We start from the raw sequence: 21,196 nt of genomic DNA, 5'->3' as shown, positions 1-21,196 counted from the left end.
GAGGGAATGACGATTTTCCAATGGAGAACCAAATGCTTTCATTCAAAAAACTTTTAAAAAGCGAACAAATTAGCAAAAATGATTTAAAGCTATTATTTAGTAGGGCTGATATATATAAAGATAAACTAGCTAAATCTGAAATTATTAAGGATCTAGATGGCAAGATTTTAGCATCATTATTCTTTGAGCCAAGCACAAGAACAAGGTTTTCTTTTGAATCAGCTATGAATAGACTTGGTGGTAAAGTTATATCACTAGAAAATGGTGCTTCAAGCTCCACTCAAAAAGGTGAATCTCTAGATGATACTGGCAGGATGATTGACCAGTATGCTGATATCATCGTTATGCGGCACCCAAAACAAAATAGCGTTGAAGAGTTTTCTAAATATGTAAACTCCCCTGTTATAAATGCTGGAGACGGTGCAAATGAGCATCCTACACAATCCTTAGTTGATTTGTATACAATTTATTCTGAAAAAGGTTCTATTGAAAATCTTAAAGTAGGTTTTCTAGGAGACCTCAAATATGGTCGTACTGTCCACTCATTAGTTAAAATCTTAGCAAAATATAACTCTTCTTTTAAATTTATATCATCACAAGATCTTAAAATACCCGCTAAACTTAGAGACTTTGTTAAACAAAGTGGCAATAACTTTGGAGAATTTGAGAAAATTGAAACTAATCTTCTTGAAGATTTAGATGTATTGTATGTAACTAGAGTACAACAAGAAAGGTTTCCAAGCCATGAAGAATATTTGAAAAATAAAGATTTATGCTATTTAGATAGAAAACATATATCTGATTCTAGCAATTTTATAATACTTCACCCCCTGCCAAGAGTTGACGAAATAGATAGAGCCATAGATAGTCTTACATGTGCAAAATATTTTGAGCAGATAAAATATAGCGTTCCTATAAGGATGTCTTTACTGTATTTAATTAGCAAAAAATAATTATTAGACTTCGGACTATGCTTAGCCATCTTATTTTCTTATAGATTATGATTAAATCAATAGTCTTTACAATTAATTATTAAATTATAATTTGGCTTTAAAATTCTATTTATGGCTCCATATATCCTATCTACAAAAGATATTTACTATATAAATTTGACTTTTTAGTAAATAACCTATAAATTGTATCCACCCTAATGGGGGCGAATATGGTTTCGACATGAATGTCAAACTCTAAGGTGCATGTCGAGGAAGTACCGTAACCTCGTAAATAACAGTACAAACGCCAATAATAACTGGCAACAAAAAAGCAAACCGCGTAGCGGCTAACGACAGCAACTTTGCTGCTGTTGCTAAAGCTGCCTAGTCTAGCTTAATAACCTAGGTGCGCACGGATATGATAACTTATCTTATGGAGTTATCTTTACATCCGTTCATATTGATGCATAAGACGGTTTTTACTTTTTGTCTGGAAGTAAAGACTGTACTTAACAGACTCGCTAACTACTACCCTGGCTAATTGGGGAGTAGCTAAGCTAAACTCAAATAGATTAGCCTAAGCATGTAGATCCAAAGATGGAGAGTTTATGGACGCGGGTTCAAATCCCGCCGCCTCCACCAATAGCATTTTTATCTTTAAAGTAATTCTTAGAAAATAACTAAAAAACTTACGATTTTGGCTCTGGACACTTATAAACAGACCCTGTTACACTATAGTTAGTCTGTTGGTAACCTCCAGAACCGTTTGCCATGCTTCCAGTGTTACCTGCTTGACTAGAAATTAATTGAATATAATTTCCTCCCAAATCATAAGCTTGATTTCTAATATCATTATAGGCACCTGTTTGAAGATTATTGTTTGACGTAAACCCGCCTGTGAAAAAATTACCCTGGCTTGCTGTTATAGTGTTTATAAATTTACAATCACTAGCTGCCGGCGCTGTAGATAATTGTACACTCTGCGCTACAGGATTTAATTTATTTGCTGCACAACCACTTAAGGCTATCGCTACCGATGACAAAATTAATATTTTCTTATTATTCATTACCGACCTCAGGTTTTATAAATTTATAATTTAAGGATTAATCACATAATTGCCAGGACTATTATACTAAAATGATAATGTTTAGAAAAAGTTTATAAGTTAAAAATTTTGACAATTATTTTCTTCTGAAGCTTTAACTGCCTTAGCAAAAGTATAGTCATTTTCTTTGTCAAAAACTATTTGCCAAGTCATAGCTCCGCCATAACTACTATCGGTATTTAAACTGAAGAACTGCTCACACATAGCCTCATATGCATTATCAGCACTTGGACCATGGAATATTTGAGCCAACCCTGCAGCGCTTGGCGTAGCTGGCTCACCTATCACTATTTTTGTATTTTCTGGGGTTATTTTCTTAAGAGCAGCAACGCTGTTAGAAATAAACTCTGGGTCATACACATCATAATAGCCAGCACTGTGAGCAGCAGCAGCATCTTTAGTATCTGATGGCGATGTTGGGTCATATAAATCACCTTTAGCATTAACAAAGTTTCCACCTGTATTGTAGTCTTGTACAAACATATAGTTAAATAAACCAGCTTCTAATGCTTTGTTATATACTTGCTGTGTACCAGTATTTACATATTGTAAGCTATAGTTTCCTGGGTTCTTAAGATCTTGAACTCTATTTACCTGAGGAGCTCCAGACATAATTATACTAGGCATATCTTTTTTAAGATCCTGCATTAACTCAATCAACTGATTATCCGTAAAAGGGACTTGCTCAAGATCAAAATCTACGCCATCAAAACCATAATCCCGTAAGAAACTTATAATATTACTAGCAACAACTGCCATATCGGCGTTACCCGGATCAAAAGTGTTATTTTCACCACCTACAGATATAAGGGCATACTTTAGTTTATCTTGCTCTTTTGCCTTAGTAATATCAGCATTTATAGTTTTAGCAAGTTGCTCGCCTTTTAATTCTGTACCATATGAAGCGAAAGATCCATCCCCTGTAAACTTAACTGGAGACTCTCCTTTAACGTCAACAAAAGCAACTGCGACTATGTTATAACCAGCTTTTGCAGCATCTGAAATTTTTGGATTAGTACTACCTCCCCAAACAGGTAAATAACCAACTAAAACATTTGGTGCCTGCTCATAGACTATTTTATTATTGCCATCAACTTCACCATCTTTTACTTTAATAGTATTTGCAACATATGTAACTCCTCCCTCTTTATAACTATTTGGAGTAATTGTAAATTCCCCTTGAGAAGATATATTGATAGTATTTGAGCCATTTACTAATTGTACAGTTTGCTCATAACCACTAGAGTTTGTAACTTTAGCTGTAGTAGAGTTTGGAGAAGTTCCTGTTGCGTAAGTAACATTTAAACTAACTGTAGTAGCTTCAACGGCTTCTGTTTTAAAACTTATGTTTAAGCTTACTTCTTTAGTACTTTCATCCACAACTATTGGATTAGGTGTAACCTTATTAGCAATATAAACTTCTGAAGCATCTGAGCTCAAAATCTTAGGTACTGAAACATCAAAACTTCCTTGACCTAAAACTATAGGGGTTTGTCTGGTAGAGTCTATAGTATATGATTCACCACCAATTACGATCTCAAAGGTTTTTACTGTTTGAGGTAAACCTGTAGTGTTAACAGAAACCTTTGCTTCAACAGCTTGTCCACAATACTTCCAAACATCATTAGTTCCTGGAGCTTCATTTTGGGTCCACCACTGTGCTTCATATATTCCACCATCGTACTTTGCAAAATCTTTTCCTGAATATACAGTACTATCTGAGTAAGCAGGGACTTTTGAAGCATCATATGGATCACAATCACTTGGAGAAACAGAGTTTTTGTATGTTAAAGCAATGGTGTTTGCGCTCTTTTCATTAAGCTTAACACTTGATGGGGTTATAGAACCAATATTTTGACCACTAACAGTTATATTATAAGTAGTATCTTTACCTTCTGTAACTTGCAACTGTACTTTACCATTTGAAACGATCTCAGATTTACCTTTACTATCAGTAAATTTAATAACCGCATCTGAAGGTAATTCATCACCTCCGATACTTACATTAAAATCTTTATATATTGGTGCAGGTAAAGCTTTGTAACTTAGTTCTATAGATGTAGTTTGTGAGTTCACTTGAATAGTTGATGGAGTAATACTCCCTTCGTCGCCTTTAAGTTCAACTGTATAGGTTTCAGAACTACCTTCTGGGTAGTCCAAAGTTACCTTGCTATCTGAAACAACAAAAGTTTTACCTGTTGAATTTACAAATTCAACTACGGCAGTGCCTGGTAAATCACCAGTAATATTAACTAAAGCAGTTACTTGTTTAGTTGGAGTAGAGTTAACTTTTTCCCAAGCATCAGCTCCATAAATACCTGTAGGCTCATAAGCAGCTATAGTACACCAAGCACCTTCTGGCCAAACTTTACACTTATAAGTATTGCCTCCTTCTGTAACCAAAGTTCCTGGTGTATAACTACTTACCTTTGAAGCAGACCAAGGTTGAATATCTGCTGCTGATAAAGCTGATATACTACCAAAAGCTGCTAGAGTTGCTAAAAAAGTTTTTTTATATTCCATATCAAAATCTCCACTAGTTTTATTTGATAATATTTTGCCTGCAATAACTATAACTGAATTTAACAGACATTCTCGTTTTACATAAATAAGTATACTAGTCTAAATTGTAAGTTTATATAAAAAATTTTAACAAGACATGAGTATTTTTAACAGTAGTAAAAAATATAAAAAACCAAATTTCTGATATATATTAATAAAAATATCTGTAAAATTTATGACATTTTAGTATTTAATAATTTTGAGCTTACGTTAATAGACTGTTACAAACTAAAATTACACTAAGAGAAGTAAATATATATTTCTAGATTTTCATTGGCATAATAATAAATAGACTATTATCTTTTTCATCTTTTACTAAAGCGCTCATATTAGGATTATCAAGATATATCGACATAGTTTCTTCACTAAGAACATTTATAATGTCCAATAAATATCTATAATTGAAACATATTTCTATAGACTGATCATTATACTGTATTTGAACTTTATCTTCAGCTTTTTCATTATCTGGGTTATTTGTAGATAAAAGCATTTGACCAGCTGAGATGTTTAAACGTACACCTTTATATTTATCATTAGCTAGAATAGACGTTCTTAACAAAGAGTTTTTAAATACCTGTTTATCTACAGCTAGAAGCTTAGTGTTATTTTTAGGAATTACTTTTTGATAATCAGGGTAACGACCATCTATAAGTTTAGAAATAAAACTAAAACTACCAAATTGTGCTTTTAAATAATTTTTGCCAAGACAAATTTTTATTGGTTGCTCTGTTTTACCTACTATCTTTTTGAGCTCTAAAATAGCTTTTCTAGGAATAATTGATTGGCTAGTACTGTCTAGTACTTTACTATCAATTATAGCTTCTGTGATAGACATTCTGTGACCATCTGTAGATACAGCTCTTAAAAGATTTGAATTTATCTCCCAAAACATACCATTTAAGAAATATCTAGTATCTTCACTAGCCATAGAAAAATCGACTTTTGAAATAATATGATGAAAATCCTGCTGAGTTAAATCAAAGCTTGCCTGTTCATTAATATTACTATCAATAAGAGGGTAATTATCAGTGTTTAGTGAAATAAGATTAAAAGTACTATTGTTAGAAACAATAGTTACTTTATTATCACAAATGTTAAAGTCAATTATAGAGTTATCTGCGAGACTTCTAACTATATTAAAAATTTTATCAGCATTTAAAGCTAATTTTATATGTGTATCACAATTAACGAAAATATCACAAGATATCTCTGTATCAAGGTCAGAAGCTGTAATTTTTAAATTATTATCATTTATATCAAATAAAATACAAGACAACAAAGGCATAGGACTTTTGCTATTTGCTATAGATAGCATAGATTGCAAAGGTTTTAGTAAGTCATCTCTATTTAGTGCAAAATTCATTTTCAAAAAACCCTTTTATCAATTATTATAAGTTCATTTAACGAGAAATTTTATCCAAAAGCAACTCATAATCATCAGAAATTGATGTGTTACTTTGCCTTAACTTAGTTATTGCTTTGACTGCATGCATCACTGTAGTGTGATCTCTACCACCGAAAGCATTACCAATCTCAGGTAAACTATGGGATGTTAACTCCCTTGATAAACTCATGGCTATTTGCCTTGGTCTAGCTATATTTCTACTTCTCTGGTTAGAAGTTAAATCTTTTACTCTAATTCTATAAAAATCCGCAACTACTTTTTGAATATTATCTATTTTTACTTTCTTCTCTTGGATTTTAATTATATCTCTTAGGCAAGATTGAGCTACTTCTACAGTAGGCTCTTTATAATTAAATCTTGAGGTTGTAAGTACTCTATTTAATGCCCCTTCTAGTTCTCGAACATTAGTTCTAACATTTTCTGCTATAAACACTGCTGTTTCATTAGGTAGTTTTTGACCTAAATCATGAGCTTTTTTTAGCAAAATAGCTATTCTAGTTTCTAAATCTGGCATGTCTACAGATACTGTTAAACCATAACCAAAACGTGATACTAGTCTTTCTTCTAAACCTTCTATTTCGTTTGGATACTTGTCACTAGTTAAAATTATCTGCTTTCCATTTTCATATAATGAATTAAAAGTATGAAAAAATTCTTGTGCTGTACCTTCTTTACCAGCTATAAACTGAATATCATCTATCAAAAGAATATCAGCTGATCTATATACTCTCTGGAATTCATCTTGGTCTTGTAAACGTATCGAATTTACATAATCTTTTATGAATTGTTCTGAATTCGTATAAATGATTTTTGCTTGAGGATTAACTTCTCTAGCATGATTACCTATAGCTTGCATAAGGTGAGTCTTACCAAGCCCGCTTCCGCCATATATAAATAAAGGGTTATGTAATCTGCCTGGATTTATAGACACTTGCATTGCAGCTGCTCTAGCTATCTTGTTAGCGTCTCCTACGACAAAACTATCAAAAATGTATTTTTCTTTTAATGGTAATCCAAAAGAATATTCTTCACCTTCTTTTGCTGTTATTAACATAGCTTCATCAAAACCAAATAATTCTTGAGGTGGTTTTATTTTTTTAAGCTTTTTGTTTTTTTTAGTCTCAGGTATTACAGATTTATAATCTTCAATATCATCTTTTATTTCTACATTTGTAACACTAAAAAAATTTGCTTGAGGTCCTGCTGAAATAGTATTATCTAAATTAGTAAACTCCCCAGAAAACTTTTCATTAGAGTATTCTACTACTAAATCATTTCCATGATGCTCTTGAATTGTAGATACTATAATGTTCCCATATTTTGCTTTTATATGTTTCTTAAAATATTCGTTATTACAATAGATTGTAAATAAATTTGAGTTTTGGACTACAGTAATAGGCTTTATCCACGTTTTATACTCAAACGTGGATAAGTCTTTTTTAAGTTTTTTTAAACATTTATTCCATGTAGTCATAAGTACAAAAAAATAACCAAAACCATTAATAAAATTTCAGTTAACAACTTCCGGGGTGTGTTTCAATTAGCTCTAAATTGTATTAGAACTTTGAAAAATAAGCAAACTAGTTTATCGCGCCTTGTGGATAATTATGTGGACTAAATTGTTTGTAAAGCGTTTAATTTATTGTTGTTAAACTTATTCACAAATATGTTGATATTTTTGTTGATAAATCTGGTTACTTATTATCCACATTTTTATTCAGCTCTTTTTTAGTTAGTTTTTACATGCTTATACTTACTTTCTTATAAGTCTTAAACCCTTTATTTAAAAGGTTTTAATAAAAGTATCCACACTTTTTCTCATAGTAATAAATAATAATATAAAAGAAGAATAATTAACTTTATATAATTAGGAGAAACTAAAAAAAGAGGTTTTAAAAAAAAGAAAATTTTTTTGTATATAATAATTGTTAATAAAAAAGAATTTTAAAAGATATGTCTATAAATACAGAAATCTTTTTAAACATTAACAATTATGAACAAAGAATAGCTATCAAAGAAAATAATCTTTTAAAAGAAATTTTTATAGAAAGAGATGATAGAAAAAGAATTGTTGGAAATATTTATAAAGGTAAAATAATAAGAGTCTTACCTGGAATGCAAGCAGCTTTTGTTGATTTAGGTTTAGAAAAAGCTGGTTTTTTACATTTATCTGAAGTTTTACCTTTGGAAAAAGAAGACCAAGAACAAGATGAAAAAGTTAAACTTAACAAATTAAACAAAGAAGATATAAATAAATGGTTACGTGAAGGTCAGGAAGTACTTGTTCAAGTAGTTAAAGAAAGTATAGGTAATAAAGGCGTTAAACTTACTTCTCATTTATCAGTATCATCAAGATTTTTAGTATTTTTGCCTGATCTAGATCATATAGGGATATCATTAAAAATAACTAGCCAAGAAGAAAAACAAAGGTTATTAGAAACAATTCAAAAAATAACAATGAGTGAAAACCCTCGTGGTTATATATTAAGAACAGCTGCAGAAGGGGCTAGCTTTGAGGACTTGCAAAATGATATAAAGTTTTTAAATAATTTATGGCAAGATATCTTGGATAATTCTAGTACTATTATTAAACCAGGTGTAGTGTATGAAGATTTTAGTTTGATAATAAAAACAATAAATATATTTGCTAACGATAATCCACATAAAATATTAGTAGATAATATCGACTCCTATAAAGAAATTTGCCACTTTGCCGACAGATATATTCCTGGACTTAGAGATAAAATAGAGCTTTACCAAAAACATAATATTTTCGAAGAGTTTGATATAGATACAGAGATAAATAAAGCTTTGGAAAAAACCGTGTATCTAAAATCAGGTGGTTATTTAGTTATAGAACAAACTGAAGCTATGATAACTATAGATATAAATACAGGCGGTTTTATAGGTTCTAAAAATCTAGAGGAAACTATATTTAAGACAAATCTAGAAGCAACAAAAGAAATAGCTAGACAGCTTAGATTAAGAAATCTTGGGGGGATCATAATTATAGATTTTATAGATATGATGGATGAATCACATAAAACTCAAGTTTTAGAAGCTTTAAAGAAAGAATTAGAACTTGATAAAGCAAAAACACAGGTTAGTGATATATCAGAGTTAGGTTTAGTCGAAATGACTAGAAAAAGGGTTCATGAAAGTCTCTCTAGGACATTATGTCAGCCATGTGAATATTGTAATGGTAAAGGTAGTACTAAAACATTACAAACAATCTGTTATGATATTTTTAGAGAGATAAAGTCTGAATCTAAAAACTATCCTACCTACAATGGGTTTCTTTTAATTTCATCTGAAAAAATAATTGATTATATACAAAAAGAAGAATCTATATGGCTTGGAGAATTGGAGTTAGAAATAGGTAAAAATATTCACTTAAAAGCTGAAACTAGTCATATATACAACCAATACGATATAATTCCATTAAATTAAAAAAAAAATATAAAAACTTAGTTGACAGCTAATTTTAAAAAGCTATAATACTAACTCATAGTCGCCGACTTAGCTCAATAGGTAGAGCAACTGACTTGTAATCAGTAGGTCGCCAGTTCGATTCCGGCAGTCGGCACCATAACGGAGTGGTAGTTCAGTTGGTTAGAATACCTGCCTGTCACGCAGGGGGTCGCGGGTTCGAGTCCCGTCCATTCCGCCATATTTATCTTTGAGGTTTAGTTTTTAAATTCAGTTTTTCCCCTTTTTACTTCTGATATTTAATACTAAACCTTAAAATATGTTTTTTTATCTAAGTTTTTTGTTATTATTTAAGTTATTCTGTTTAAACCACATGAGTTAGTATGGTTTTATACAAAAATTGTTTAATATCAAAATTATATGATATAGATTACCAAAAAGATCTTAATAAATGTTTCGCTAATAGTTGTATCGATAAAAAAAATAATATTTTATTAGAATCAGCAGAAATAACTACTAAGGATAGATTAAAAAGCATTTTAATAATAAATAGTGCTTTAAGGGTATCATGTATAGCTAATAAAGTAGTTATAAAAGCTTTATCAAATAATGGTGAGTACGCGATACAATCTATAACTAAAAACCTTGACGGGGGTATTAAATATGACCTTTTTTCAAAGGATCAGTTAGTTCTAGTTTTTGAAAACGATAAATTTATTAATCTAAATGAGTATCAAAAACTTAAGCAAAATTCTGTATTCGACGCTTTAAGGTTAATAAAGGATAGCTTTGAAATAGCTAATGAGTATAGTGTGTTTTTAGCTGGGTTATTTGCCTATGATTTAGTAGGAAGTTTTGAAGATATAGGTGAAGTAGAAAGAAAAAATAAATGTCCAGATTATGTTTTTTATTTAGCAGAAACTATTTTAGTTAGTGATCACCAGAAAAAAAAATCATTTATCCAGACAAATAGCTTTAATGAAAAAATGCAAAGTCAATTGGATAAAAGCTTTGAAGAAATAAAGAAAAGTCTTAATCATGATTTTCAAACACCAGTAACTAAAATAAAAGATTTAGAACCACAAATATCTATAAATGACAGAGAATTTTGTAATGTGGTAGATAAATTAAAAACTCATATTATTAATGGCGATATATTTCAAATAGTTCCGTCAAGAAGTTTTTTTTTGCCATGTCAAAATTCTTTAGAAGTTTACAAAGAACTTAAGCGTACGAATCCCAGTCCATATATGTTTTACATGCAAGATGAAGATTTTATATTATTTGGAGCATCTCCAGAAAGCGCTTTAAAATATGAAACTGAAACTAATCAAGTAGAAATATATCCTATAGCCGGTACTCGCCGTAGAGGTGAAAATCCTGATGGTAGTATAAATCATGATTTAGATAGCCGTATAGAGCTAGAACTTAGGTTAGATACTAAAGAAAATGCTGAACATATGATGTTAGTTGATTTAGCAAGAAATGATATTGCTAGAATATCTAAGACAGGAACACGTTTTTTAGCTGATCTACTAAAAGTAGACAGATATAGTCATGTAATGCATTTGGTATCTAGAGTAGTTGGGCAATTAGCTGATGATTTAGATGCTTTACATGCCTACCAAGCATGTATGAATATGGGTACCCTTACTGGAGCTCCTAAAATAAAAGCTATGCAGTTAATATCCAAAGTTGAACAGCAAACAAGAGGTAGCTATGGTGGAGCTGTTGGGTATTTAAATGGTTATGGTGATTTAGATAGTTGTATAGTTATTCGTTCTGCTTACGTTGAAAATGGTATCGCTGAAATTCAAGCAGGAGCAGGAGTTGTTTTAGATTCTATACCAATAGCAGAAGCTGATGAAACAATAACTAAAGCACAAGCGGTAATATCAGCTATTAAAAATGTACATGGAGAATCGCATGGCTAATATCATATTTATAGATAATTTTGATTCTTTTTCTTATAACTTAGTGGATGAATTTAAATCTTTAGGTAACCAAGTAGAAGTTTACAGAAACAATATTGATATAGGATTCTTATTAGATAAAATAAATGTTACAAAAAATCCTATAGTTGTTATCTCACCAGGTCCCGGTAATCCTAGCCAAGCGGGGAATATTATCCCTTTAATATCGCAAATAAAAGGTAAAGTACCTGTAATAGGTATATGTTTAGGACATCAAGCTATTGTTGAAGCATATGGAGGGATAGTTTCTCATGCTAATGAAATTGTACATGGTAAAATAGCTAGGATTAAACTCAATGACCATATTATTTTTAAAGGTTTAGATTCTCCTTTAACAGTCGCTAGATACCATTCTCTAGTAGCTGTTAAAGTACCGATAAGTTTAAAAATTATAGCTGAGGTAAATGATTTAGTAATGGCTGTAGTAGATGACGAAAACAAAATTTGCGGTTTACAGTTTCACCCAGAATCAATAATGACAATTCAAGGAACAAAACTTTTAGCAAATATTATAAATTGGGTACAAAATGATTAGTTTAGACAGTATTAAAAATAAGCTTTATAATTTAGAAGATTTGACGTATAAAGAAAGTTATCAGTTATTTGATTTTTTTATAAAGGGTGAAATTCCTGTAGCTTTACAAACTAGTATTTTAACTGCCCTTAAGCTAAAAAAAGAAACACCTACAGAAATTGCTGCGGCAGCCGAAGCTTTGATAGATAATGCTAAAAAATTTCCAAAAATAGAAGGTGATATAGTAGATATTGTAGGCACAGGTGGAGATGGATTTAATACTATCAATATATCAACTACAGCTGCAATTGTAGCAGCTACAGCAGGTTATAAAGTTGCAAAACATGGAGGTAGAAGTGTCTCTAGTAAATCAGGCTCTTTTGATTTGTTGGAAACGTTAGATGTAAATATAAATCTTTCACCTGAGAAAACTAAAAAAAGTATAGAAGAAAATAATTTGGGGTTTTTATTTGCTCCCTTTTATAATGATGGTTTTAAATATGTTAAAGAAGCTAGATCTATACTAAAAACTAGAACAATATTTAATATTCTAGGACCTTTAATAAACCCTGCTCGCCCTAAAAAGGCTCTGATAGGGGTTTATTCTAAAGATTTAATTTTGCCAATGGCAAAAACTCTATCTCAAATGAATATACAAAAAGCTATAGTAGTACACGGAAGTGGTTTAGATGAAGTAGCTATACATGATATAACTTATGTTGCAGAAGTTTATAAAAATGGTATAAAAGAATATATATTAAAATCGAGTGACTTTGGTATAGATATTTTTGATATTAAAGAACTCCAAGGAGGCTCTCCAGAGGAAAATTCTGAAATTATAAAGCAAATATTACTAGGTGAAGGTACACAAGCACAAAATAATGCTGTGGCAGTTAACGTTGCTTTAACGATGAAACTTTTTGATAAAAATAATTTAGTAGAAAACACTAAAAATATTCTAGCCCTTATAAAATCTGGTGAGTGTTATGAAACATTAGTAAAATTAAAAGCTATAAAATAAAAAAACTGCTTAAGATTTATTAAATAGTTGAAAGATAATTATTAAAAATGAGAGTGTCTAATTTTTGTAAACAGGTTTTATGACAGCTGTTATAATCTCAATTTAAAATAGACCTTATCAAGGATTGTTTAAATTATGGAAGTTATAAATTTTGAAAAACTTTACAGTGATTTTAAAAACTTGTTTGACTTATGTAGGTATACAGATGAGTCTTTAAAAAATGAAATACTTGTTAGAGTAAGTAACGAAGAGATAAAAGAAGGATCTTTTGTATTTAGGTTTAGACTAGTGATATTTAAGTTTGAAGTTACTAATGACTATGTAGAATACATTGGTTACGAAAAATAATATCAAGCTCTCATCTTTGTTCAGTATATCTGCTATAATTTACATATATTAAATTACATTTCTAAAAATTTCCATGGCTGAAAAATATATATACTCTATGCATAGAGTGGGTAAAGTTGTGCCACCTAACAAATACATACTCAAAGATATTTCATTATCTTTCTTTGATGGTGCAAAAATTGGGGTGCTTGGTTTAAATGGTTCAGGTAAATCTACATTGCTTAGAATTATGGCTGGTCTTGACACTGAGATAGTTGGCGAAGCAGCTCCTCGTAAAGGAGTGAAAATAGGTTATTTACCACAGGAGCCTAAACTAGATTCTACAAAAGATGTTCGTGGGAATGTTGAAGAATCTCTTTCTCACTTAAAAGATATGCTTACAAGATTTGATGAAATTAGTATGAAGTTCTGTGAGCCAATGTCTGACGATGAAATAGCAAAACTTCTAGAAGAACAAGGGGAGTTACAAAATGCTATAGATACTGCTGGTGCTTGGGAAATAGATCGTAAGCTTGAAGTAGCTGCAGAAGCTTTACGTTTACCGCCTTGGAATGCTGATGTTACTAAATTATCTGGTGGTGAAGCTCGTCGTGTAGCTTTATGTAAATTGTTATTATCAGCTCCTGATATTTTATTATTAGATGAGCCTACCAACCATTTAGATGCTGAATCTGTAGCATGGCTTGAGAAATTCTTAGCTGAATACAAAGGCACAGTTGTTGCTATTACCCATGATAGATATTTCCTAGATAATGTTGCTGAGTGGATTCTAGAGCTAGATCGTGGTGAAGGTATACCATTTAAAGGTAATTATTCAGAATGGCTTGAGCAAAAACAGAAGCGCTTAGAAATGGAAGAAAAGCGTGAATCATCTCACCAAAAAGCTCTTAAAGAAGAATTAGAGTGGGTTCGTCAAAATGCCAAAGGCCGTCAAGCTAAATCAAAAGCTAGACTTGCAAAATTTGACGAATTAAGCTCACAAGAGTTCCAAAAAAGAAATGAAACACAAGAGCTATATATCCCACCTGGAGAGCGTTTAGGTAATAATGTCATCAAAGTAAAAGATATTGTTAAATCATATGACGATAAACTCTTAATTGATGGTTTAAATATGGATGTGTATCCTGGTTCTATAGTAGGTATTATTGGTGCTAATGGTGCTGGTAAGTCAACTTTATTTAAGATGATTACAGGACAAGAGACTCCAGATGCTGGAAATATTGAGATTGGTGAAACTGTACATTTAGCATATGTAGATCAGTCTCGCGATGCTCTAGATGATAGCAAAACTGTATGGGAGGAGATTGCTGATGGTTTAGATGTAATTTCAGTCGGTAAATTTACAATTCCATCACGCCAATATGTTGGTAGGTTTAACTTTAAAGGTGCAGATCAGCAGAAATATATTTCGCAACTTTCTGGCGGTGAGAGAAACCGTGTTCATCTTGCTAAGCTACTTAGAAGTGGTGGTAATGTTATCTTACTAGATGAACCAACAAACGATCTAGATGTAGAAACATTAAGAGCTCTAGAAGAAGCTATTTTAGCGTTTCCTGGTTGTATTATGGTTATCTCACATGATAGATGGTTTTTAAATCGTATTGCTACACATATGCTTGCTTTTGAAGGTAATAGTGAAGTAGTATGGTTTGAGGGTAATTATGATGCTTATATTGAAGATAAAAAACGCCGTCTTGGTGATAAGTATGATGCAGTTACTAAAATTAAATATAAGAGGATTTCTGTTGGCTAAAAACAGGAGCTAAAGCCTATGAAAATTTTTTTTTACTCTACTAAAAAGTATGACAAAGAGTATTTTTCTAAACTAAACTCTAATCATCAACTAACTTTTGGTGATTATCCTTTAGGCCAAGAAACTGTTATTTTCGCTAAAGGCTATGATGCTGTGTGTATCTTTGTAAATGATGTTTGTGATGCAACTGTATTAGATAAACTTGGCAAGATTGGAGTCAAAAATGTTCTCCTGAGGTGTGCTGGTTTTAATAATGTTGATATTGCTCATGCTAAAAGTCTAGGTATGAAAGTTGCCAGAGTACCAGCATATTCTCCTTTTTCAGTGGCAGAGCATACTTTAGCTTTGCTTTTATGTTTAAACCGTAAAATACATAAAGCTTATAACAGAGTTAAGGAAAGCAACTTTAATATAGAAGGACTTGAAGGTTTTGATATTCATCAAAAAACTATAGGTATAATAGGATTTGGTAATATAGGGAAAGCTTTTGCTCAAATTATGTCTGGATTTGGTGGAAAAATATTGATTTATGACCCTTATGCTGATACAACTACAGTTCCAAACTATGTGACTTTTGTTGATGATAAAAATAAACTTTTTACTGAGGCTGATATTATAAGTTTACATTGTCCACTTAACGAAGACACTAAATATATAATTGACCAAGAAGCCCTTGATTTAATAAACCCTTCCGCATTTATAATCAATACAAGTCGTGGAGCTTTGATTAATACTAAAACTATTATAAAAGCTCTTAAATCTAAATCTATTGCTGGGTTAGCAATAGATGTCTATGAGTATGAAAAAGATATTTTCTTTAGAGATATGTCTGGAGAAATCTTGACGGATGATATTTTTGAAAGACTTCTCACGTTTCCAAATGTTTTAGTAACTGCTCATCAAGCTTTTCTAACTAAAGAAGCTCTGGAAGGGATTGCAAATACAACGTTAAATAATGCTTCTTTAATGGAGGAGTTAAAAAGAGATTCTAATTTTTGCGATTAGCTTGCTAGGTGTTTTATAGGAAAGTAATTGTTAAACCAGATAGTAGAGAATTGCTGTGGTTTACTATATCCATAATAAGATAATCATAAACCTCTAAGGGTTTTATTTCCTGCCATCTTTGAGGTATATAATCAGCTGTTAAAATATAGGTATGTTAACTTTTATTTGGTGTATTTAAACTATACTAAAAAAATGTTAAAAAAATAAATTTATAATTTATTATATTTAATTAAATAGTCTTTTACGTAAAATAAAATAATTAGGTATATTATAAGTATGAATTATAAATTAATTGAACTAAAAAAAAACATAATTAAAGATTTGAAAGAATATTCTAGGTATAAAAAAACTATATTCCAATGGAAAAACCATAGGGATAGAAGTAATTCTCTTGTAGAGGTTATAGAACAAACAGACAGTATAAGTAAGATCCATGTAATTATACAAAATGAAATTAATTTATATGATAACAAAAAAGAAGATCTTAATGAGACGTTGCCTGAATATTACACACAAAAAGGACAAAAGCAAAAAAACTATAGTGTAAATATAAAAAATAGAAACAAAAATCCAAATCGATCAACCTATAGAAAAATGCTAGGATCTATCCTTAATGAAATTCACAAAGCAGAAGAAGGTGATGATAGAGGTAGTTTTGAACGACATAAACAATATGAACAGTTACATGAATCAAGGATCCAAAGGTCTATTGTAGAAAATTCATCAGCTAAACAGGTTTCTGTCCTTGGCTATAAAAAACCAAAATTTGAAACTGACGCCGAATTTATAGGAGTTCCAAAAGTTAAACTAATTTATTTAAAAATAATGAGAAATAAATTAGTTGATCGTCATTCTATGCTTATTATTATTTATTATTTAAGATTTGCTATTGTAAAAAAGGATAGAGTTAAAGCTTTTTCACTATTAACTGACATAGTAAGAAAATCATATATGATTGGTGATATACAAAGAGAGTACCCCAAAAAAGTACATGAAGCATTAAGCGCTATAAATGCCTATAGTGGACAAGATATTGATGACCTTCTGTTGAAAAAAAATTTTAGAATTATTATCGATGCTATAACAGGCATGAATGGACAGCTTTTTATGTGTGATGAGATGTATAGTTATAACTACTGCCTTTTTTATTTTCAAAATATAAAAGAAAATTTCATTCAATACTCACAGCAAGGTGTTTTAAAAACAAAGTTAGATAACCTCTATAAAATAGTTAAAATAACCTACCCTTGTCCTACACGGAAAAAATATACATTATTAAAAAATATAAAAGAACTAGCAGGTAGAGATAAAATAGATAATGCTTTTTGGGAAGAAGACCAATTTCATTTTTTAAGATCATACGATAAATATAAACAAAAAATTAAAGCCGATGATTGGGTTGGAAAAAATTCTTTAGTAAAAATCAGGTACAATCCTCTTACTTGTAAGTGCCCAGGATATAATATACAAGAACTTCCTCTTAATATGGCTAACACAAACCTTTCTCTAAATTATTGGCAAATAAGTGAAGATATTTATAAAGACACTAATATATTTTGTCAAGTATTTGCCTTTCCTATACTTTCGCCTTTAGAGCGGGATGATGATAATATAGAAAATAATTTTAAATTCAATAAAATCACACTTTCTACCTTACAGACTTTATGTCAAGAATATTTCCCTGATAGGGATGATCAAATAACTATGCCTAGACATTTATGGAATAACCCTATTTTTTTTAAAACAAATAAGAATAAGGATAGAATAGAATGGAGTGTTAAAATTGGCTCTTTATTTGAACAAACTTATAATGCCATGCTTTTTATTCATGACAAGCTACCAGTAGGATATGGAGCAAAAATACACTGTATACGATATGATACTTTAACTTATGAATGGGATTCTAAAAAAGAAGGAGGACTGGTTGTATATTCATTGTCACTTTATCTAAGAACTGAAGAAGGAAATGTTTATTATATAAAAAACCTCTACAAAATAAAAAATGGAATTCTTTCTCAAACTGAAGAAGATTTTATAGTATTTGGGATTGTGTCATTAATTGATAACTACAAAATATTTAAATATAAAAATAACATGATTGTTCACGAGCAAAAGATTGATGAAGATAGCCTACTTACCGTAGATTTTAATAGTCATTTCCAAAGTTTGTAATTTAAATTGTGACATAGTTCAAATCAACTTAACAAAATTTAAGTGACATTAGAATAACTAGTTATTTTCATTCAGTTGGAATGGGGCTGTTGTAACACAATCCCTTGAAGCTCTTGTGTTCAGTATTCATATGTATTTAGATTACAAACTAGATAAAAGTTTCCTAATAATGATCTAAGTATTTAAACCGAAGCTTAGAAAAAAATGCTTTTAAAACATTTTAAACCTATATAATAAATAGCAGCACTAATATTTATCTAATCAGAATGGTAAAACAATTAACTCCAAGCCAACGAAAAAAAACTATTTTTATAACGAACCTTGGAGCAGTTTTAGAATGGTTTGAGTTTAGCCTTTATGGTTATCTTTCTACCTACTTAAGTATACTGTTTTTCCCAAAGGAAGATCAAACTGTAGCTTTGATTACAGTATTTGGTATCTTTGCAGCTAGTTACATTATGCGACCTCTTGGAGGTTTCTTTTTTGGATCATTGGGAGATAGGTTTGGTAGGCGTTATGCAATTACATTAAGTATGATGCTTATGTGTGTGCCTATGTTGATCATGACAATTATGCCAACTTATGCGTCTGGGGGAATATGGGCTATTTTTATATTACTTTTTGCCCGTATGCTTCAAGGGTTCTCTGTAGGCGGTGAATATTCCGGGGTATTAGTAGCTTTAGCAGAGAGCGCTTCAAGTAGATATCGTGGATTTACAACAGCTTTAGCTGGATTAGCTTCACAAATAGGTGTTATTATTAGTGCCTCGACAATTGGCGTTTTATCTACTTTTTTGACTAAAGAACAAATGCTAGCATATGGCTGGCGTATAGCTTTTGGTGTTGGTTTAATATTAGCTGCTGTGTCAATAATTTTACAGAAAAAAGCAAAAGAAACCCCATTTTTTAAGAGCATAAAAAATGAAGACCAACTAAGTAAAACTCCTTTAAAAGATGCTTTAAAAGGTCCTAAAATGCCCCTTGTATGGACCTTTGTAATAACAGGATACGTGGGAATTGCTTATTATATGATGGCTACTTTTTTACCCAATATTTTGATTACTAGTAGAGAATTTGATGTAAATAAGATAATGTTTATAACTGTAATAGTATCAACTCTATACGCTGTAGTGTTGCCTATCTTCGGGTGGTTATCAGATATATGGGGAAGAAAACCATTTTTATACATCCCTATAATCCTAATTGTTATCTTAAGCTTTCCGATGTTCATATTTTTTAATAAAGGAAATTTAAAAAGTATCTTAGTATTAGAGCTAATATTAGCTTTACTTATCTCTGCTATGACAGCAGCTTTTCAAATAGCTGTTACAGAGCTTTTTCCAACAAGCCATAGGTATAGTGGCATGTCTGCTGCTTATAATTTAGGAAATGCTTTATTTGCTGGAACTACCCCTATGATTTGTATTTGGCTGATTAGTCTAACCAATTCTAGTTATGCTCCTGCCTTTTACTTAGCAATTACATCTATAATCACTCTGGGAGTCATATACAAGATGCCTGAGACGGTTTCTTCTGCAAATTTTTAAAATTAAATTATTTCCAACGCGTTTAGATACTTTCATTATCTGTTTATATCTGACTAAAAGGATTGTAAATTATACTTTTTTGTTGTATTTTTAGTCTCGATTACCCTTTTTCTTTTAACCACATTTAACATTATTTTATTTGTTATAGCAAAAATTATACAATAAGAGGTTTTCTTCTTTAGTAGTAGAATTATATCCTAAGCTATTAGATAATAAACATTATGAAAAATATTTTCTCAAAACAGTAAAAATGAGTGTACCGTCTAACAAGCAGGAAGTTATTAGTGGCTTAGTACTTTTTACAGCAGCTATAGTGGCCATTGTAGTAAATAATACTCCTTTATCTTTATATTACGGTATGCTTGAAACTGTAAATGCCAAAATAGGTATAGGTAATCTAATTATAGATAAAAACCTAATACACTGGGTAAATGATGGCCTAATGGCTATCTATTTCCTATATGTTGGTTTAGAAATAAAAAGAGAATCATTAGTTGGGGCTTTATCAAAACCAACAAATGTAATCGTCCCAGCAATAGCAGCTTTTTTAGGCTTACTAGTACCATCTTTAATATATCTACTTATAAATATAAATTATCCTACCTTTATAGCTGGTTGGGCTATCCCCTCAGCAACAGACATAGCCTTTACACTGGGAATTTTAGCTTTGCTTGGTTCTAGGGTATCACCTACTCTTAAACTACTAGTTGTAACTATAGCTATTTTTGATGATATTGCAGCGATTGTTATCATCGCTATATTTTATACAACTGATTTATCTGTATCTTCATTACTTTTAGGGACAATGTTTATTGGATTGATGTTTATTTGTAATTTTGTATTCAAAATTAAAAGAATTTCTTTATATGTTGTACTAGGTTTTTTTGCTTGGGCTTGTACTATTAAATCAGGTGTGCATGCTACTTTAGCAGGGTTTGCAACTGCGATGTGTATCCCTTTTCAAAATAAAAACGATAAAGAATCTCCTGTTAGGTTTATGGAAGAATCATTACATCCTTGGGTTGTATATTTTATATTACCAGTATTTGCTTTTGCTAACGCTGGAATTAATTTTTCTGGAATTACCTTTTCGATGCTCTTTCAGCCTATAACTTTAGGGATCATTTTAGGTTTGTTTATAGGTAAGCAATTAGGGATATTTACTATTTTATTTATCTTTAAAAAAACTAAATTTTTCCCTATGTCTAAGAACCTATCAAACGCTCAACTATATGGAATAGGCTTAGTATGTGGCATAGGTTTCACAATGAGTTTGTTTATAGGTACACTTGCCTTTGACAGCAATCAAACTCTAAACCTTGTCAAGCTAGGAGTACTAACAGGTTCTATACTATCTGGAATATTCGGATATGTTGTATTAAGATTAGTCACTTGTAAAGCTAGTAAATGTACTTCTAATTAAAAC

General features: G+C 30.8%; 15 protein-coding genes, 2 tRNA genes and 1 other RNA gene. 14 read left to right on the top strand and 4 right to left on the bottom strand.

The window, feature by feature from the left end; genetic code table 11:
• The first annotated feature begins 32 nt into the window (after positions 1-32).
• Together pyrB and ssrA are read left to right on the top strand one after the other, a co-directional pair.
• Positions 33-953, top strand: a complete 921-nt coding sequence (pyrB, locus tag SD28_RS01355) for an aspartate carbamoyltransferase (RefSeq protein ID WP_039125694.1) — start codon at positions 33-35, stop codon at positions 951-953.
• A 199-nt stretch (positions 954-1,152) separates the two neighbouring features.
• Positions 1,153-1,574: a transfer-messenger RNA gene (gene ssrA, locus SD28_RS07850) on the top strand.
• Between the two features lie 47 nt (positions 1,575-1,621).
• Here the strand turns inward: ssrA and SD28_RS01350 are convergent.
• The 4 genes from SD28_RS01350 to dnaA form a co-directional block, all read right to left on the bottom strand.
• Entirely contained in the window at positions 1,622-1,999 is a 378-nt protein-coding gene (locus SD28_RS01350) for a DUF4156 domain-containing protein (protein WP_039123347.1), read from the bottom strand.
• 99 nt (positions 2,000-2,098) lie between these two features.
• Entirely contained in the window at positions 2,099-4,561 is a 2,463-nt protein-coding gene (locus SD28_RS01345) for a glycosyl hydrolase family 18 protein (RefSeq protein WP_039123344.1), read from the bottom strand.
• Positions 4,562-4,862: 301 nt separating this feature from the next.
• Positions 4,863-5,966, bottom strand: coding sequence for a DNA polymerase III subunit beta (gene dnaN / locus SD28_RS01340; RefSeq protein WP_039123342.1), 1,104 nt, complete (start codon positions 5,964-5,966; stop codon positions 4,863-4,865).
• Positions 5,967-6,003: 37 nt separating this feature from the next.
• Complete coding sequence (gene dnaA / locus SD28_RS01335; RefSeq protein WP_039123339.1) at positions 6,004-7,482, bottom strand: chromosomal replication initiator protein DnaA; 1,479 nt, start codon at positions 7,480-7,482, stop codon at positions 6,004-6,006.
• A gap of 479 nt (positions 7,483-7,961) precedes the next feature.
• On the opposite strand from dnaA, the gene SD28_RS01330 reads away from it, so the two are divergent.
• From SD28_RS01330 to nhaA, 12 genes are all read left to right on the top strand, one after another.
• On the top strand, positions 7,962-9,458 hold the full coding sequence (locus SD28_RS01330; RefSeq protein ID WP_039123336.1) for an Rne/Rng family ribonuclease: 1,497 nt from the start codon (positions 7,962-7,964) through the stop codon (positions 9,456-9,458).
• A gap of 63 nt (positions 9,459-9,521) precedes the next feature.
• Positions 9,522-9,597, top strand: a tRNA-Thr gene (locus tag SD28_RS01325).
• A 4-nt stretch (positions 9,598-9,601) separates the two neighbouring features.
• Positions 9,602-9,678, top strand: a tRNA-Asp gene (locus SD28_RS01320).
• A gap of 142 nt (positions 9,679-9,820) precedes the next feature.
• On the top strand, positions 9,821-11,371 hold the full coding sequence (locus SD28_RS01315) for an anthranilate synthase component 1 (protein WP_039123334.1): 1,551 nt from the start codon (positions 9,821-9,823) through the stop codon (positions 11,369-11,371).
• On the top strand, positions 11,364-11,945 hold the full coding sequence (locus SD28_RS01310) for an aminodeoxychorismate/anthranilate synthase component II (RefSeq protein WP_039123332.1): 582 nt from the start codon (positions 11,364-11,366) through the stop codon (positions 11,943-11,945). Before SD28_RS01315 ends, SD28_RS01310 begins: the two co-directional genes overlap by 8 nt.
• Complete coding sequence (gene trpD / locus SD28_RS01305; RefSeq protein WP_039123330.1) at positions 11,938-12,945, top strand: anthranilate phosphoribosyltransferase; 1,008 nt, start codon at positions 11,938-11,940, stop codon at positions 12,943-12,945. The genes SD28_RS01310 and trpD overlap by 8 nt, the downstream gene beginning before the upstream one ends.
• A 135-nt stretch (positions 12,946-13,080) precedes the next feature.
• On the top strand, positions 13,081-13,293 hold the full coding sequence (locus SD28_RS01300; protein ID WP_039123328.1) for a hypothetical protein: 213 nt from the start codon (positions 13,081-13,083) through the stop codon (positions 13,291-13,293).
• 73 nt (positions 13,294-13,366) lie between these two features.
• Positions 13,367-15,046, top strand: a complete 1,680-nt coding sequence (gene ettA, locus SD28_RS01295; RefSeq protein ID WP_039123326.1) for an energy-dependent translational throttle protein EttA — start codon at positions 13,367-13,369, stop codon at positions 15,044-15,046.
• A gap of 18 nt (positions 15,047-15,064) precedes the next feature.
• Entirely contained in the window at positions 15,065-16,051 is a 987-nt protein-coding gene (locus tag SD28_RS01290; RefSeq protein ID WP_039123324.1) for a 2-hydroxyacid dehydrogenase, read from the top strand.
• A 276-nt stretch (positions 16,052-16,327) separates the two neighbouring features.
• Positions 16,328-18,223 (top strand): hypothetical protein, encoded by a 1,896-nt coding sequence (locus tag SD28_RS08140; RefSeq protein WP_039123322.1) that lies wholly within the window; start codon positions 16,328-16,330, stop codon positions 18,221-18,223.
• Positions 18,224-18,489: 266 nt separating this feature from the next.
• Positions 18,490-19,770, top strand: coding sequence for an MFS transporter (locus SD28_RS01280; RefSeq protein ID WP_052251850.1), 1,281 nt, complete (start codon positions 18,490-18,492; stop codon positions 19,768-19,770).
• 250 nt (positions 19,771-20,020) lie between these two features.
• The gene (gene nhaA / locus SD28_RS01275; RefSeq protein ID WP_039123318.1) at positions 20,021-21,193 is read left to right on the top strand and encodes a Na+/H+ antiporter NhaA; all 1,173 of its coding nucleotides are present in this window, start codon (positions 20,021-20,023) and stop codon (positions 21,191-21,193) included.
• Positions 21,194-21,196 lie beyond the last annotated feature (3 nt).

Source organism: Allofrancisella guangzhouensis (assembly GCF_000815225.1).
Lineage (GTDB): Bacteria > Pseudomonadota > Gammaproteobacteria > Francisellales > Francisellaceae > Francisella > Francisella guangzhouensis.
Note: the sequence above shows the minus strand (reverse complement) of the source record. Positions and strands in the feature narration are given on the sequence as shown.